The sequence below is a fragment of the Verrucosispora sp. WMMD1129 genome, from assembly GCF_029581255.1.
In the GTDB taxonomy this organism is placed as follows: domain Bacteria; phylum Actinomycetota; class Actinomycetes; order Mycobacteriales; family Micromonosporaceae; genus Micromonospora; species Micromonospora sediminimaris.
In genome coordinates this window covers 2,807,000-2,823,291 of record NZ_CP120741.1, presented here as the reverse complement: position 1 = coordinate 2,823,291, position 16,292 = coordinate 2,807,000, and the positions used below count along the sequence as shown (strand labels likewise).

At 68.5% G+C, this 16,292-nt stretch carries 11 protein-coding genes; 6 read left to right on the top strand and 5 right to left on the bottom strand.

From position 1 onward, the window contains the following. The first annotated feature begins 22 nt into the window (after positions 1-22). Both O7624_RS12915 and O7624_RS12910 read left to right on the top strand, forming a co-directional pair. Positions 23-2,494, top strand: a complete 2,472-nt coding sequence (locus O7624_RS12915) for a glycoside hydrolase domain-containing protein (RefSeq protein WP_282240169.1) — start codon at positions 23-25, stop codon at positions 2,492-2,494. Positions 2,495-2,510: 16 nt separating this feature from the next. Beyond that, positions 2,511-2,894, top strand: coding sequence for a hypothetical protein (locus tag O7624_RS12910; protein ID WP_282240168.1), 384 nt, complete (start codon positions 2,511-2,513; stop codon positions 2,892-2,894). 85 nt (positions 2,895-2,979) lie between these two features. On the opposite strand, the gene O7624_RS12905 is transcribed toward O7624_RS12910, so the two are convergent. Further along, a complete protein-coding gene (locus O7624_RS12905) occupies positions 2,980-5,034 on the bottom strand; it encodes a copper-translocating P-type ATPase (RefSeq protein ID WP_282240167.1) in 2,055 nt (684 codons plus the stop codon). A 323-nt stretch (positions 5,035-5,357) separates the two neighbouring features. Between O7624_RS12905 and O7624_RS12900 the strand changes: the two genes are divergently transcribed. From O7624_RS12900 to O7624_RS12890, 3 genes are read left to right on the top strand one after another with little or no spacing between them, the layout of a single operon-like run. Next, positions 5,358-7,850 (top strand): nitrate- and nitrite sensing domain-containing protein, encoded by a 2,493-nt coding sequence (locus O7624_RS12900; RefSeq protein ID WP_170863553.1) that lies wholly within the window; start codon positions 5,358-5,360, stop codon positions 7,848-7,850. 38 nt (positions 7,851-7,888) lie between these two features. Further along, the gene (locus O7624_RS12895) at positions 7,889-8,293 is read left to right on the top strand and encodes a roadblock/LC7 domain-containing protein (RefSeq protein ID WP_093408465.1); all 405 of its coding nucleotides are present in this window, start codon (positions 7,889-7,891) and stop codon (positions 8,291-8,293) included. Further along, complete coding sequence (locus tag O7624_RS12890; RefSeq protein WP_282240166.1) at positions 8,290-9,498, top strand: ABC transporter substrate-binding protein; 1,209 nt, start codon at positions 8,290-8,292, stop codon at positions 9,496-9,498. The genes O7624_RS12895 and O7624_RS12890 overlap by 4 nt, the downstream gene beginning before the upstream one ends. A 59-nt stretch (positions 9,499-9,557) precedes the next feature. Here the strand turns inward: O7624_RS12890 and O7624_RS12885 are convergent, their stop codons facing one another. Continuing rightward, positions 9,558-11,660 carry a cellulase family glycosylhydrolase gene (locus O7624_RS12885; protein WP_282240165.1) on the bottom strand — a complete coding sequence of 701 codons (2,103 nt, stop codon included), beginning with the start codon at positions 11,658-11,660 and terminating at the stop codon, positions 9,558-9,560. A gap of 487 nt (positions 11,661-12,147) precedes the next feature. Here O7624_RS12885 and O7624_RS12880 point away from each other — a divergent pair, with 487 nt between their 5' ends. Continuing rightward, the gene (locus O7624_RS12880) at positions 12,148-13,212 is read left to right on the top strand and encodes a LacI family DNA-binding transcriptional regulator (protein ID WP_198413226.1); all 1,065 of its coding nucleotides are present in this window, start codon (positions 12,148-12,150) and stop codon (positions 13,210-13,212) included. Positions 13,213-13,222: 10 nt separating this feature from the next. Here O7624_RS12880 and O7624_RS12875 read toward each other — a convergent pair whose 3' ends face one another. From O7624_RS12875 to O7624_RS12865, 3 genes are all read right to left on the bottom strand, one after another. Further along, complete coding sequence (locus O7624_RS12875) at positions 13,223-14,224, bottom strand: polyprenyl synthetase family protein (protein ID WP_282240164.1); 1,002 nt, start codon at positions 14,222-14,224, stop codon at positions 13,223-13,225. 37 nt (positions 14,225-14,261) lie between these two features. Further along, positions 14,262-14,678: a hypothetical protein gene (locus O7624_RS12870; RefSeq protein WP_093408461.1), complete on the bottom strand. Its 417-nt coding sequence runs from the start codon at positions 14,676-14,678 to the stop codon at positions 14,262-14,264. 186 nt (positions 14,679-14,864) lie between these two features. Continuing rightward, a complete protein-coding gene (locus tag O7624_RS12865; RefSeq protein ID WP_282240163.1) occupies positions 14,865-16,154 on the bottom strand; it encodes a GAF domain-containing protein in 1,290 nt (429 codons plus the stop codon). Between the last annotated feature and the right edge of the window lie 138 nt (positions 16,155-16,292).

Here is a 16,292-nt window from a genome sequence, read left to right as displayed (position 1 = left end):
CCCTTCTAAGAAACGGGGTGTCATGACGAACATCGACCGCAGGAAGCTGCTGCAAATTCTCGGAGTCGGTGCTGCCGCCGCCGGTGCAGGCGCGACCGTGGCGAGCCCTGCCTCGGCGGCCCCCGCCGATCCCGCAGGGCCGCGGAAGGTGCCACCGGGCAAGCCGTTGGCCGATTCCGCCGCTGTCACCCCCAAACCGGCCCCGCCGCTGGCCAGGATGCAGGGCGACATGCGGCTGCTCGAGGCCAACATCCGCTCCACCGGCCTGCTTGCGGCCTCCGTCGACGAATGGGTTCTCCGAGCGCAGCAGTGGGTCAATGCGACCTACGGCAACCGGGCCGGCTACGTGCCCGCGCCGGAGGACGGGCGTACAGGATGGCCGACCATGTTCGCACTGACCCGCGCCCTGCAACTCGAACTGGGTATCACCGCGACGTCCGACTCGTTCGGACCCACGACGTTGAGTCGGGTCGGCGCGACGACGAACGGATCACCAACGAACATCATCAAGATCATGCAGTGCGGCCTGTACTGCAAGGGCTACTACGGCGAGGACATCAGCGGGACATGGGGTGAGGTGACCACCGAGTCGATTCACCAGTTGCGGCGCAACATGGGGTTCACCGATGTCAACTACCACCTGAGCCCGAAAGAGTTCAAGGCGCTGCTGACCATGGACGCGTACGTGGTGGTCGAGAACGGTTCGCCTGCCGTGCGATCGGTGCAACAGTGGATGAACCGTAGCTTCATCGACCAGTCCTGGTTCTACATCGTGCCGGCGGACGGGCACCCGTCGCGCGACGTGGCGAAGGCACTGATCTGGGCGTTGCAGATCGAGTTGAACGTGGCCGGAGCCAACGGCAACTTCGGGCCGGGTACGCGGTCGGCCCTCAGGGCTCGTGGCGCGATCTCTGTCGGTCAGCACGATTCCGGGTCGTCAAACTTCATCCGCCTATTCCAGGCGGGCATGATCTTCAACCGGTACCCGGTGAGTTTCGACGGTGTCTTCAGCCAGTCCGTCAGCGATCAGGCGCGGCTGTTCCAGCAGTTCGTGGCGCTGCCGGTGACCGGCAAGGGTGACTTCCAGACCTGGTGCTCGCTGCTGGTAAGCACCGGGGACACCGATCGTCGTGGCAATGCGGTGGACTGTGTCACCACGATCACCGCCGCCCGCGCCCAGACCCTCTACGACCTGGGCTATCGGGTCATCGGTAGGTACCTGACAAACGTGCCGAACACGAGTCTGGACAAGAACATCAAGCCGGGCGAGTTGCAGACCATGTTCAACGCCGGGCTGCGCTGCTTTCCGATCTACCAGACCTGGGGCGGCGAGGCGTCCTACTTCAGCCCTCAGCAGGGGCACCTGGACGCAAGCCTGTGCGTTCAGGCGGCGAGTGGGTACGGCTTCGAACGCGGCACCATCATCTACCACGCGGTTGACTTCGATGCCTTGAACACGGACATCACCGATTACGTCATCCCGCATTTCCGGGCGATTCAGAACACGATGGAGCTACTCGGCCACCCGTACCGGATCGGCGTCTACGGCGCGCGTAACGTGTGCAGCCGGTTGGCCGCCCTGGGCCTGACCACGTCGAGTTTCGTCGCCGACCTTTCCACCGGCTTCAGCGGCAATCTCGGTTTCCCACTGCCGTACGACTGGGCCTTCGACCAGATCACCACGATCACCGTCGGCTCAGGAGCCGGCCAGATCGAGATCGACAACAACATCTACTCGGGTCGGGATCCCGGCCAGAGCCGCGTCCGGGACACCTCCGCGAAGCCTGATGTCCGGTTCGACATGTCCTACCGATCCTCCTTGCTGACCTCCCTGCGCAACTATCTCAATCCGCTGGACACGCCGAAGGTCGGCTTGATCCACAGCATCGAGGAGGCGCTCGACAAGGTGCTCGCACACGACGAGTTGATCACCAACCTGTCGCGGGGCTACAACGTCCGCAAGGCGCTGTTGCAGACGAACCCCTTCTGGGAGTACTGGAAGCAGACTCTGGAGGAGTCGGTCGCCGACGCTGCGGTCCGCCTCTGGTACGTCTACCGGCAGCAGTTGGAAGCCTGGGAGAACAGCGGCAGGCTGGGCCCGCCGCCCACCCCGATGCCGGAGCGGCCCGACTCCAGCACGGGCGTGTCGCAGATCTTCGCGGCCAGCGCGATCCGGGCTCGTAACTGGGCCAAGGGGCGAGGTCTGGTGCCGGGGGCCGCACAGGACGCGAGCGACTGGCATGTCATGTGGGACACCTGGCGCTCGCTCAACGAGAACGACAACTACAACATCAGCACGGTGCCGCTGATCCTGTTCGAGGGGGGTCACCGTCGGGCCGGCATCACCGGACAACGGCTGACCTACACCGATCAGGAAATCGAACAGATGCTGGCGTCGTACCAGGGCGACGGCAGCAACTCGGTGGTGTACGGCCGGGAGACCATGGGTGTCTACCGTTGCTTCGAGGCGACGAACGCATTGATCCGTAACTGAGGGGAGCGACGACGAGGTGACGACCGTGGCGGGCCACCCCAGCCGACTCAGGGTGGCCCTCACCTGGCTGGCCGGTAACGCCCTCATCGGGTACTTCTGGATCTTTCCGCTGGAGGCGGTGGACGGCCTCGTCTTCTACCTCCGCGCAAGGATCTGGAACGACGTCGTCCCGTTGTACGGACAGGACGGCGCGATCGGGGTCGCGGTCCTGATCGCGTTCGCGTCCGCCGTCCTCGTCGGCTGCTCCGTGCTGTTCAACAGGCGGCAGGCCCGGCGGGCCGGGTTTCCCGCACGGCGGGAGACCCGGCTCGTCGGCGCCCTGGCCACGATCGTCGTCCAGTTGCTGCCATTCGCCGGTTTCCTGCTCTTTACGGACCGTACCGTTCCCCCGTTCTTCTGACGGCGGCGAAAGGACGGTCGTTGCGGAGCAGGACTGCGATCTCGGTGTCGAAGCCTACGGGCTACAAGGCTGCCCCGACGGGTGCTCAATCCGTTGGGCGCAGTTCGACGCGGCGCAGCAGTTGGGCGTTGAGCGCGACCACGATGGTGGAGGCCGACATCAGCACGGCGGCGACCGCCGGGCTCAGCGCCACGCCTGCCCAGGCCAGGACCCCGGCGGCGAGTGGCAGCGCGACCACGTTGTAGCCAGCGGCCCAGGCCAGGTTCTGGAGCATTTTCCGGTACGCGGCCCGGGACAACCGGATCACGCCGCTCACCCCGCGCGGGTCGGAGGAGGCGAGCACCACCCCGGCGGACTCGATGGCCACGTCGGTGCCGGCGCCGATCGCGATGCCGACGTTCGCGCGGGCCAGGGCAGGTGCGTCGTTGACCCCGTCGCCCACCATGGCGACCCGCAGCCCACGCTGCTGAAGCCCGGTCACCGTGTCGTCCTTCTCCGCCGGTAGCACCTCGGCGAAGACCTCGTCCTCGCCAGCGCGGAATCCGAGGTCGGCGGCGACCGCCTCGGCGACCGGACGCGCGTCCCCGGTGATCATCATGATCTTGCGGATGCCCTGCCTGCGCAGATCGGCGACGGCCTGCCGGGCCTCCGGTCGCACCTGATCGGCCAACGCGAGGGCACCGAGGACGACGGCGCCGCCGTCGTCGCTGAGCCGCAGCAGGTATAGCACTGCGGCGCCACGACGCGACCAGTCCTGCCGGTGCTCGTCGAGGTCCTCCGGCACGCTCACGTCGAGCTCCCGCAGCAACGCCGGACCGCCGACGGCGTAGCTCACCCCGTCCACCTCGGCGCGTACCCCGCGGCCGGTCATCGAGTGGAACCCGGACGCCGTCCGCTTGTCGCTCCGGTCGGCGGCGGCGGTCACGATCGCCCGGGCGAGGGGGTGCTCGCTGTCGGCCTCCACCGCCGCCGCGATGGCGAGGACGTCCCGTTCGGTCGTGCCGGTGGTGGCGGCGACATCGGTGAGGACGTGCTCGCCCCGGGTCAACGTGCCGGTCTTGTCGAACAGCACCGCGTCCACCGTGCGCATCCGCTCCAGGGCCAGTCGGTCCTTGACCAGGATGCCGCCCTTGGCGGCCACCGCCGTGGACAGCGCGATGACCAGCGGGATGGCCAGTCCGAGCGCGTGCGGGCAGGCGATGACCAGCACCGTCACCGTCCGCACGACCGCCTCGTCCACATTGCCCAGCAGCGACCAGACCACGAGGGTCAGCACGGCGGTCGCGGTGGCGATGTAGAACAACCAGGCGGCGAACCGGTCGGCCAGCACCTGTGCCCGGCCGCTTGACTGCTGGGCCTCGCTCACCAGCCGCTGGATGCCGGCCAACGCTGTGTCGTCCCCGACCGCCTCGATCCGGACCCGCAGTGCCGCGTCGGTGGCCACCGTGCCGGCCACCACCCGGTCGCCGGTGGCGCGCGACACCGGGCGCGACTCGCCCGTGATCATCGACTCGTCCATCTCGGCGCGACCGTCCACCACGGTGCCGTCCGCCGGAACCCGGGCACCCGGACGGACCAGGACCACATCGCCGACACCCAGTTCGGCCACTGTCACCCGGTGCGGCGCTCCGTCCGGGTCGAGCCGCTCGGCGTCGTCGGGCAGCAGCGCGGCAAGCGCCGACAGAGCGCCCCGGGCCTGGCCGATCGCCTTCATCTCCTGCCAGTGGCCGAGCAGCATGATCGTCACCAGTGCCGCGAGTTCCCACCAGAAGTCCAGGTCGAAGGCACCGAACGAGGTGGCCAGCGAGGCCACGTAGGCAACCGTGATCGCCATCGCGATCAGCAGCATCATGCCCGGCGCCCGATCCCGGATCTCGCGCACCGCGCCCTGGAGAAAGGGCCAGCCGCCGTAGCCGAAGACCACCGTGCCGAGCACCGGCCCCACCAGGCTGATCCCGGGAAAGTCCAGTTCGTAGCCGAGCCAGTCCATCACCATGTGACTGGTGGCCACGATCGGCACGGTCAGTGCCAGGCTCAGCCAGAACTTGCGGCGGAACGCCGCAGGGTCGTGCCCGGCGTGCTTGTCGTGCCCGCCGTGCCCGTGCTGCTTCGGGTGGTGCTGGGTGTCGCCGTGGGACATGTCATCGCCTCCGGACATCACCATATACCCCCACGGGGTATAGGTCGAGGCATAACAAGATCGAGCCAGGTTGGGCCTCGCCCGTTCCGCCATTCGTTCGCGCCGATTGGTTGAACAAGTTTCGCTGTCGCGCTTCGGGTTCATGTCCGAGACGTCAGTCAACCCACGAGCGGGCGAGTAGGGATCTAGAGGTGAACCGATACATCGTGGTAGGAATGGCGCTCTGACGTGGGCAGGCACGCCCACCCTCCACCATGTAACCGACGTATGTGTCGGTTTCTGCTGAGATCAACGTCGATGAGGCAAGGGGGCGGAGTACGCCGGTGACACGTGCTACAGCGGCAGCCGCAGTGCGTACCCATGCCGAAGCGCGCCGGGGATGGCTGGCCCGGGGCAGCATCGTCCGTCTGCTCCGGCTGCTGGTCGCCGTACCACTTATCGCAGTCGTGGCCTTCGCCGGCCTGGCCCTTGAGGGCACGGTCCGGCAGGTGCTCAACGCGGGCACCGTGCACGACGTCGTCACACTTTCCACCCAGGCCGGCGCGCTCGCCCGTGCGCTACAGGCCGAACGGGTGATCGCCGCGGTCGAGGTGACCACCCAGAGCCAGGCGGCCAGCGCCACCTTCGACGACCAGGTCGCCCGGACCGACGCCGAGATCGTCGAGTTCCAACAACGCAGGGACGAGGTGGCGACCGGAAATTCCGCCCTGCAACGGATCGACGCCGGTCTGGCGGCGCTCGGCTCGGTACGCGAGCAGGTCCGATCGAGCCCTCGCGCCACCCTTTCCGCGATCGCCTTCAGCTACCGAATTCTCGTCGCGGACCTGCTGACCTTCCGCGCTTCCGTGGCCACCGACACCTCGACGAACATCGCCGACGACGTCCGGGCTGCGGTGGCGGTCTCCGAGGCGGGCGAGGCGATCGGTCAGCTTCAGGTCATCGTGCTGCGCAGCCTCGCCGGGGGCGAGCTGACCCCGGCCGGACAGCAGGAGATCGTCGGTGCCCAGGCCCGATACGCCGAGGCCACCAACGCCTTCCTGGCCCTCGCCGAACCGGGTTGGGCAGCCAGCTGGGAACAGATCGGTACCGATCCCCAGGTCGTCGCCGCACAACGGCTTCAGGACCAGGTGGGCCGGACGCTGCCCGGCGGGCGGCTCGCCGTCGATCCGGACGCCTGGGTCGAGGCCACCGACGGTTGGGTCAGCCAGATGTTCCGGATCCAGAGCGACCTGGATGCCGCCGTGGCCGACCGGGTGTCGACCGAGCGTGGGCAACTGCTGCGTAACGCGCTGCTACAGGGCGTCGGCATCTTCCTGGTCCTGGCGCTCACCGCCGTACTGACCGGTGTGGTGGCGCGGCGGATCACCCGCCGGCTGCGGTCGCTGCGCAACACGGTGACCAAGGTGGCGTACGACCGGCTACCGGCCGTCGTCCGGGAGCTCACCGCGGCCCCTCCCGGCAGCGTGCAGCCCAACGAGGTGGCGGACCGTTCCGTTTCGGAATTCCGGATCACCGGTTCCGACGAGATCGCCGAAGTGGCCACCGCGACCCGGGCACTGCACCGGGAAGCGGTCCGGATCGCGGGCGAACAGGCGGTGATGCGGGCCAACATCGCGGAGATCTTCGTCCATCTCTCTCGACGTGAGCAGCGGCTGGTGGACGCGATGCTCGCCCAGGTCGACGAGGTGGAGCGCGACGAGGCCGACCCCGAACGTCTCCAGCAGCTGTACCAACTGGACCATCTCGCGACCCGGATGGCCCGGATCAACCAGAGCCTGCTGGTGCTCGGTGGTTCGGGCATCTCCCGGGTACGCCAGGAGCCGGTTCCGCTCGACCACGTGATCCAGGCCGCGCTGTCCCAGATCGAGCACTACACCCGGGTCCGGATCGGCACCGTGGACAAGGAATTGGCGATCGCCGGTACGGCGGTCGACGAGATCGTGCACCTGGTCGCCGAGCTGCTGGACAACGCGACCGGGTACTCCCCGCCGGAGGCCGAGGTGCTGGTCACCGGGCACGCCCTCTCCGACCGGGCGATCGTGCAGGTGGTGGACCAGGGCGTCGGGCTCTCCACCCAGCGGTGCGAGCAGCTGAACATGGCGCTCGCCAATCCGTCGTCGATCGACGTGTCGGGCGTGCGGGCCATGGGCCTGACCGTGGTTGCCCGGCTCGCCGCCCGGCACGCCGTCCGGGTCGAGCTGCGCCCCGGGCCGACGGGCGGAACGGTCGCAGAGATCACGCTGCCGGCATCGATCGTGGTACGCCGGCCGGTCCAGCAGCCGCAACCTGTGGAGTCCGAACTGGGCCGGGGCCGACCCTCCGCCGCCGGGGGGCGTCCGGCCATGACCTCCGGGACACGCGCCAGCCTCCCCGTGGCCGGCTCCGGCAACCCCGTGCCGAATGCCGGACGGGTCCCGGTCGGTGCCGGCGCGGTACGCGCGAGCACGCCGGCGCCACCCAGCTCCGTCGCCGCGCCTCCCGTACCCGCACCGCTGTTCCAGCCAGCAGCTCAGCCGCAACCCGCGGTGGGGCTGCCGGCCGGACCGACGGTGAACGGCTGGTTCAAGACCGCCCTCGACGGCGACTCGGTGGCCGTCATCTGGCCGGTCGATGCCGGTGAGAAATGGGCGACCGCCACTCCAGCGCCGTCCACCCAGGTCGGGTTGCCACGCCGGGTGCCGCAGCCCCATCTGGTGCCCGATACGCCGCAACCGAGCGCGGACCCGCAGCGGAAGCTGGATCCGGCAACTGTGGCGGCGGCCATGTCGGCCTACGCCAAGGGCGTCGCCGGACGCCGGTCCCCCAACTCCTTCTGACGCTGACTGTCCACCCCTCCCCGATCTGGAGTGACGTCGTGACAAGCCCGAACGACCTGAGCTGGCTGTTGCAGAACTTCGTGAGCCGTACTCCTGAGGTCAGTCATGCCCTGGCCATCTCCACCGACGGGCTGGTCCTGGCACACAATCACGGCCTGCCCCGCGATCGGGCGGATCAGCTCGCCGCCACCGGCAGTGGTCTGATCGCCCTGCTGGTCGGGGCCGCCCGGTTCTTCCAGGCCGGAACGGTGATCTCGAACGTGACTCAGATGGACGGCGGCTTCATGTTCTGCATGTCGTTCAGCGACGGGGCCTCACTGCTCGTGCTGGCGTCCCCGGTCTGCGACGTGGGCCAGGTCTCGTACGAGATGACCGACCTGGCGAACCGGATGGGCGAGGTGCTGACCCCGGCGGTGCGGTCCCAGTTGCTGGGGATGCTGTGAACGCCAGCCACCCCACCCGACGCGCCACAACCGCCCGACGGCTCGGCGCAGCCCTGCTGACCGGTGTGCTGGTCGCCGTCAGCGCCGGCTGTGACGGCGGATCGGAGCCGCAACGGCAGACCATCCGGATCGGGATGATCACCGCCCTGGCCGGGTCGCTTGAGGCGCCGGGCTCCGAGCTGCGGGACGGCTTCCAGCTCTACCTCGACATGCGTGGCGGGCAGTTGGGCGGTCACCCGGCCGAGCTGATCGTCGCCGACGAGGGATACGAACGGGACGTGACCGTCGAATCCGCGACGAAGCTGCTGGAGCAGGATCGAGTCTCGGCGATCACCGGCATCATCAACGGCGGTAGCGTCGCCGCCATCCTCCCGCTCATCGATCAGCACAAGGTTCCGCTGGTAGGTGCGCTGGGGCGGCCGGCGTTGACCGACGTGACGTACGTCTGGCACACCAACCTGATCTCCGTCGAGCCCGGTGTGGCAATGGCCCCGTTCGTCAAGCAGGAGGTGGGGCAGGGCAGCGTCTACGCCATCGGGCCGGACTTCCAGAGCGGTCGCGACGAGTTGCGCGGGTTCGTCGACACCTTCACCGACCTCGGTGGCCGACTGGCCAACCCAGGCGGCAAGGCCGTCTTCAGCCCGTTCCCGGTCACCGAGGACTTCGGGCCGTACCTGGACGAGATCGCCGAGTCCGGCGCCGAGGCGGTCTACTGCTTCTTCGACGCGCAGAACGCCATCACCTTCGTCAAGCAGTACGCCGAATCCCCCGTCGCCGACCTGCCGCTCTACGCGGCGGGTTTCGTCACCGAGCCGGCGAGCCTGGTCGAGCAGGGCGACGCGGCCGAGGGCATCTACAACGGGTTGAACTACTCGCCCGACCTCGACAACGCGGCCAACCGGGAATTCGTCGCCGCCTGGAACGCGGCCTACCCGGGCCGGGTGCCCACGTCGATCGTGATGGCGTCGTACGACGCGGCAGCCGTGCTGGACCGGGCGATCGCCGCGGCGGGCACGAACCCCACCCCGCAGCAGATCAACGCCGCGATCGCCGGCCTCGGGCAGCTCAACAGCCCTCGTGGGCCCTGGCAGTTCGCGAAGTCCACGCACGCACCGATCCAGAAGTGGTATCTCCGTCAGGTCCGCCGGGACGGGCGGGCCCTGACCAACGTCGTCGTCTCGGAACTTGCCACTCTCGGCGGTTGACCTCGGCGGTGCCCGGCGTGGCCGGTGCGGGACTCCGCACCGGCCACACCGCGCAATGGTCAGGCCGGGCTGCCGGTGATCGAGTTGCCGGACTTCGTCAGCCGGTACGTGATCTGCGTGCCGCTCCAGAAGTGGAAGGTGAGGGTGACAGCGCCGTCGTTGACCTCGGCGAAGAACTCGGGCGTCAGGAGGATGGTGTTGGCGCTGTAGTCGGGCCGGAAGCTGCTCCAGAACTCCTTGTACGTGGTCCAGTTGGCCGGTCCGGCGGCGCTGCCGTCGGCGTACTCGGCTTCCATGGTGGCAAGTTGGTCACCGCGGAACTGGGTGGGAATTGTGAACCCGCTGGTCGTGCCGGTGGCTGCGGTCTGGGTGGGCGGATCGTAGCTGATGATGCTGATCCGCCACGGCACGCCCTGAGAGAAGCGGGCCTCGATGGTGGCGTTGACGCCGGTGGCCCGGTTGCCGGCCAACCGGGTGACGGCCGCCCGGGTCAGCGTGAGGGTGCTGCCGGAGACGGAGTAGTCGGTGCCGCTGGTCAGTCGGGTGCTGCCGTGCCAGAGGCTCTGGAACGAGGCACCGTTCAGGTTGAGGGTGAGCGATCTGCTGGTGATGTCGCCGGTGCGGGGTACGTAGATCTGATCGGTGAAAGCGGTGGCGGAGCGGGTCGTCAGGCTCGCCATCATCAACTCGTATATGCCCTGGTCCCGCCAGCGCAGCTCGGGTCGGTGCAGGAATGAACCCGCGTCCCACAGCATGGTGGTGAGCTTCCGGATGCGGGCGTGGTGGCCGACGGCCTCGAAGAACTTCAGCAGTTCGCCCCGTTGGATGATGCCCGGCCGGGTGTAGTCGTAGCTGAGCAGGGCCCACTCGCCGATGATCACCGGGATGTCGCGGGACACGAACGTGTTGTACGCCCGGTCGAAGGTGCCGATGATGTCCTGCTCGACGTTGCTGTCGTAGCGGGTGCCGCCGGCGATGTTGACGCTGAACGGCCACCAGCCGTAGAAGTGGATGGTGGCGACGAGGTTGGGGTCGTCAAGCTCGTCGAACGTGGTCAGCAACGCGTCCATCCGGGCCTGCTCACCGCTGGTGTGCAAGGTGGGCAGCACCAGCAGACGGGTGGCGTTGTTTCCACCGGACTGGCGTACCAGGCGGACGAATGCCAGATTCAGCTCGTGCAGGACCTGGTCGCTCTCGGCGTCGGAGGACGTGCCGGTGAACTGGGGCTCGTTGATGCTCTCGAAGACCAGCTTCGACGAGTGGCCGCGGAACGTGTCGGCGAGCTGACTCCACAGCGCCTGGTACCGAGCCATCACGTTCGTACGGTCGGTGGGGTAGGCGTTGATCCACTGCCAGGAGTCATGATGCAGGTTGATCATCACGTAGAGGTTCTCCGCCAGGGACCAGTCGACGATCTCGCGGACGCGGTCCAGCCAGGCCGGGTCGATGGTGTAGTCCGGTGCCGGCCCGTGGTGGTTGCTCCAGGTGATCGGCAGCCGGATGCTCTTGTAGCCCTGTGACCTGATGTGGCGCAGCATCTCCCGGGTGGTCAGCGGGTTGCCCCAGGCGGTCTCGTCGGGAATGGCATCAAGGGTGTTGCCCAGGTTCCAGCCGGGCTGCATCGCCGCCACCATCTGCATCCGGTTCCCGGGAGGTGGGGTCACCGTCGGCGAGACCGTGGGTGACGCGGTCGGGGAGACGGTCGGGGAGACGCTGGGTGTCGGCGAGGGGCCGACATTCCCGGTGCATGCGACCCCGTTCAACGTGAACGAGGTCGGTGGGGTGTTGCTCCCCGTCCAGGATCCGTTGAAGCCGAACGAGACCGTGGCGTTCGTGCCGACGGCGGCGTTGTAGCTCATGTTCGTAGCGGTGACCTGGCTACCCGACGCGGCGACCGTCGCGTTCCAGGCTTGGGTCACCCGCTGGCCGGAGGGGAACGTCCACGCCAGCTCCCAGCCGTTGATCGGGTCACCGAGATTCGTCACGTTCACATTGGCGGTGAAACCGCCCGGCCACTGGGACGAGACGTCGTATGTCACCCGGCAGCCGGCCGCAGCCTGGGCGCTGCCGGTCACCATCGTCCCCGCCAACATCAGCGCGGCGACCGAGCCGGCGACCAGGCCGGCCCGCCAGGGGGTCCTTCGTCTGTTCTGCGAACTCATCAGCAACTCCTCGCCATAGTGGTGCCCGTGTCGTGGACCGGCCGTTCCGCCGGTTCGTGCTTTCGGCGGACGGGCTACCAGCACAGGGGCTTGGCGTACGAAGACTCGGGCCTTCTAGCCGTCACGGCCGGGATGCGCGGTGGTTGGCGTACCGATGGGTGCCCGGCCGCGCGCAACGAAGGGGGAGGGAATATGCGGACGCTGCCCTGACGTCCGCGACGAGCCCTGGAACTCCCGCGAGGAAACTTTCGACATCGCAGCCCAGAAAGTTTCCGGGCGAGACGTTACAACTTTCTTCGATCGACGTCAATGAAAGCGCCGGGTGCGGCTGCCTCGGGTCCGGGCTGATGCCGGCGTGGTGTGCCCGGCGGCGTCACCCCCGACGCCGGACTGAACGGTTATCCTTGCGCCCTGAACGGTGTAGCGGCCATCGGCCGCTCGGCGATGGCCGACGCGGGCCCCGCGGCCACTAGGGATCGGTGAGAAGGTGGCCAGGTTGACGCGCGCCGAGTCGAGCGAGCAGTCCGTTGACCTGGAGCCGCAACTCGGCGATCCGTTGCGACCGGTGACGATCGCCGCCATCGCCGAGTCCGCCGGTGTATCGGTGCCGACCGTTTCCAAGGTCATAAATGGTCGGTCCGGTGTGGCGGCACAGACCCGGGCGCGCGTCGAAGCCGCGATCAACCAACACGGCTATCGCAGGTCGTCACCGGCCGCCCGGTCAAACATGATGGAGCTTGTCTTCGACGAGATCGAGGACATGTGGGGCGTGCAGATCATCCGAGGGGTGGAGCGCGTCGCTCGACAGCACGGTGTGGGCGTCATCCTGACGGAGTTCGGCCCGCAGCGCAGCGCGATCCGCTACTGGATCGACGACACTCTTTCCCGCCGTCCGGACTGCCTCGTGACGGTGGCGCAGTTGGATGAGGAGCAGCGCAACCAGCTTCGCGCTCGTGGTATCCCGTTCGTGGTCTTCGACCCCACCGTCGAACTGCCGGACGACGTTCCCTTCGTGGGAGCGACGAACTGGGCCGGAGGTCGGTCTGCGGCCCGTCACCTGATCGGACTGGGCCACCGGCGGATCGCGATGATCGCCGCGCCCGAAGGGATCCTGTGCTGCCGGGCCCGGCTGGACGGTTACCGTGCCGCGTGCGACGCCGCCGGCCTGAGCGGCGACCTGATCGTTCGTGCCGAACTGTCCAGGGAAGGTGGCGAGACGGCCGCGCTCGACCTGCTGAACCGCCCCGACCGTCCGACGGCGATCTTCGCGGCCAACGACTTGCAGGCGTTCGGCGTCTACCAGGCGGCACGGCGGTTGGGGATGCGGATCCCGATCGACCTGAGCGTGGTGGGCTTCGACGATCTGCCCCTGGCGGACCTGGTCGACCCGCCGCTGACCACCATCCACCAGCCGCTGACCGAGATGGCCGTCACCGCCACCGAACTGGCGCTCGCCCTCGGTCGGGGGGAGCGGGCGTCGCAGGTCGGCCTGGAGTTGGGCACCACCCTCAAGGTCCGTCGGAGCACGGCACCGCCCGGGGCCTCAGGTTGAGCACCTGTCGCTACCGGCTGCGCTCCACGACGTACTCCGGTAGGCCAAGCAGGAATCGCCCGTCCTCGGTCTCGGCCGCCGGACCCAACGCACGCTGTCCTTCCCGGAAAGCGGCGGCGGCCAGGTCACGGGCGCTGCGGCGGGCAGACTCGACACACTCGTAGGCGAGCAGTCGCCCGTGCAGCCAACGCACCTCGGCCGCCGTGCGCTGCGCCCGGGTCCGGCGCAGGAACGCGACGAGCCGCTCGCGTTCGTCCCCGGTGCACCGCCGCATGAAGTCGATGAGGATCAGCGTCCGTTTGCCCTCCCAGAGGTCACCCGCGATCTCCTTGCCGTACCGGGCGAAGTCCCCGACGAGGTTGAGCGCGTCGTCCTGGATCTGGAAGGCGGCACCGAGATACCAGCCGTACCGGTCGAGGACGTCGACTGCGTCATGCTGACCGGTGGCGACCAGGATGCCGGTACGGCACGGGTAGATGCAGGTGTACCAGGAGGTCTTCTTCAGACACATCCGGTAGTAGTCGTCCGCGTCGAGGTCGCAGACGTTGTCCCGGATCCAACCGACCTCGATCGCCTGCCCCTCCAACGAGTGACGCAGCATGAGTTGGGTCTCTTCGAACAGCCGCCAGGCGATCCCCGAGCCGAGGGCCCGACGGTTGGCGGCGAGCCGCTGCAACGCGAGCAGGTTCGTCATGTTCCCCACGTTGAGCGCGACACCGACCCCGTACTCGCCGTGCAGGGTCTCTGCTCCGCGCCGCTGCTCGCTCTCGTCCTGGATGTCGTCATGAATGAGGAACGCGTTGTGAAACAGTTCCACGGTCACCGCGGCGTTGAGTCCCACCGGCAGCGTGCCGCCGAAGGTTCGGCAGGCCGCGAGGCAGAGGGCGGCACGCAGCCCCTTGCCCCAACGCCGCGGGTACTCGCTCACCAGGTCGTAGAGGTAATGCGGGCCGCCCGACGGCACGCCAGCGAGGAGCGCGTCGATCGCGAGAGAGCGATAGCGCTCCAGCATCTGCGTGACATGACCGCCGGCCACGCCGGTGGTCCGGTTACCGGTCCGAGGGCGCGGGCTGCTGCGTGGCCTCCGGCTTGAGCCGGTCGACCAGCCCGTTCGCCATGTCCGGCACCAGCCGCGCGAGGTTGAGCACGCCGTCGAGGGCGTCGTGCGCGTCTGACGTGTACCGGCGGATGACCTCACCACGCCGGTCGTCGGAGGTCTTCAACTGCGCGACCACGGTGTCGATCAGTGCGTGCCCGTCGGTGCGGACCCGCGTCACCAGCTCGTCGAACGCCTCCGGGTCCACCCTGCGGTCGGCGCTCAGCCTCTCCTCCAGCCGCCGCGCGCTGGCGATGCCCGCCGCGAGTTCCTCCTCCAGCACGCTGGCCGCATGGGTCACCGTCTCGGAGGTCTCCTCGGCCACCTTCTCAAAACGCTCGTCACTGCGCTCACGCCCACTGCTCTCCATGAGAGAAGTGTTGGTGACCTGCCGACCGAACCGGTAGAGGTGTGTCGAAATAGTGACTCAGGGTGATGTGGCTCGGCGTGCAGGGCCCGTGGCCAGCGCAAAGGACTACATCGCTCGTGGCCACCGCGAGCAGCGACCCGACCGCCGGTAGGTGACCTGTGATGACGAGGGTCGCAGAACGGCGGGTCAGCGGTTGAGGTAGGCGGCCAGGCCGCCGAGTTCCTCGCTGGCGATGAAGACCGCCCGTACGTTGAGGATGGCCTCCTCGACATGGCGGGGACAGCCCCATGCCGAGTCGCCCCACGAGTCGGCGATCTTGATCTCGGCCGGTGCGGTGCACGCTTCGGCGCCGCCGAGTTGGCAGGTCTCCGGGTGCGGTGAGGCGGCCTGCGCGGCGGCGGCGGCCCGCATCTGGGCATTGAGTTCCGCGGCGGCGGCGGCCCGCTGCTCGGCCTCGGCACGAAGTCCCCGCTCCGCGCGTACCGCCTTGGCGAGTTCGTCGTGGGCTGCCTTGGCGCGCGCCTCGGCGGCGAGTTTCGCCTGCTCGATGTGGTGGCGCTCGATGGCCAGCGCCGCAGTGCCGGCGAAGATCCGGGCGAGAGCCAGATCGGTGTCCTGCGGCACGCGCGAGGTGCGGTGGTACATGGCGAACGTGCCCAGCAGGCTGCCGTCACGGGCCAGGATCGGCGTGGACCAGCAGGCGGCAAGTCCGGCCCGCCCGGCCAGGTCGCGGAAGTCCACCCAGAACGGATCGGCGGCGATGTCGGTGACGATCACCGACTCCCGCCGGTGCGCGGCGGTGCCGCAGGATCCGACGCCCTCACCGGTGGCGATCCCGTCGATGGCCTGGTTGTAGAAGTCCGGCAGGCTGGGCGCGGCACCGTGCCGCAGATGCCGACCATCGGGGTCGGCGAGCAGTACGGAGACGAGTATCTCCTGCGGCGCGAGATTTTCGATACTGCGCGCCATCCCGTCGAGCACCTCGGTCAACGGTGCCTGACGGGCGATCTGCTCCAGCAGGGCGTGGTGCTCGGCCATCAGCCGTTGGGCCTGCTTGACCTGGGTGGTCTCCACGCCGATCACACCGATGCCGACCACGCGGCCGTCGGCGTCGCGGCGCGGCTCGTAGGTGAAGTCGAAGTACGCCTCCCGCGCGTGCGGCTCGGTGCCCAGCACGACCCGGACGTCCCGGCCGGTGTAGGGCTCACCCGTGCGGTAGACCTCGTCCAGCAGGGCGATGAAGCCCTGAGCTGCCAGCTCGGGCATCACCTCCACGAGCGGTACGCCGGTGCGGGCCCGTTGCTCGCCGATGGCGGCGAAGAACGCCGGGTTGGCCGCCTCCACCAGGTGCTCCGGCCCCGCCAGTGCGGCAAAGACGGCAATGGACTGCCCGAACAGCGTCCGTAGGTCCTCCGCTGCTTGACCGGTGCTCGCCGGATCCGCAGCAGCGGGCAGATCACCTGGTACCGCCGTCATGGTGTCGGTTCACCTTTCAGCTGCCCGTGCGGGGGATCGATGGGTAATTCGCCCATTGGACGACGGTGGCCACGGCACGCGGGAACGAGCCGATGCCGCCGATGCAGCGTACCGGCAGTCGATGTGTCCGGCAGCGAT

Bases quoted from the DNA above. Each gene is read 5' to 3' on its own strand.
- O7624_RS12915 (WP_282240169.1), top strand. From the start codon at position 23: ATGACGAACATCGACCGCAGGAAGCTGCTGCAAATTCTCGGAGTCGGT.
- O7624_RS12905 (WP_282240167.1), bottom strand. From the start codon at position 5,034: ATGTCCCACGGCGACACCCAGCACCACCCGAAGCAGCACGGGCACGGC.
- O7624_RS12885 (WP_282240165.1), bottom strand. From the start codon at position 11,660: ATGAGTTCGCAGAACAGACGAAGGACCCCCTGGCGGGCCGGCCTGGTC.
- O7624_RS12875 (WP_282240164.1), bottom strand. From the start codon at position 14,224: ATGCTGGAGCGCTATCGCTCTCTCGCGATCGACGCGCTCCTCGCTGGC.
- O7624_RS12870 (WP_093408461.1), bottom strand. From the start codon at position 14,678: ATGGAGAGCAGTGGGCGTGAGCGCAGTGACGAGCGTTTTGAGAAGGTG.
- O7624_RS12865 (WP_282240163.1), bottom strand. From the start codon at position 16,154: ATGACGGCGGTACCAGGTGATCTGCCCGCTGCTGCGGATCCGGCGAGC.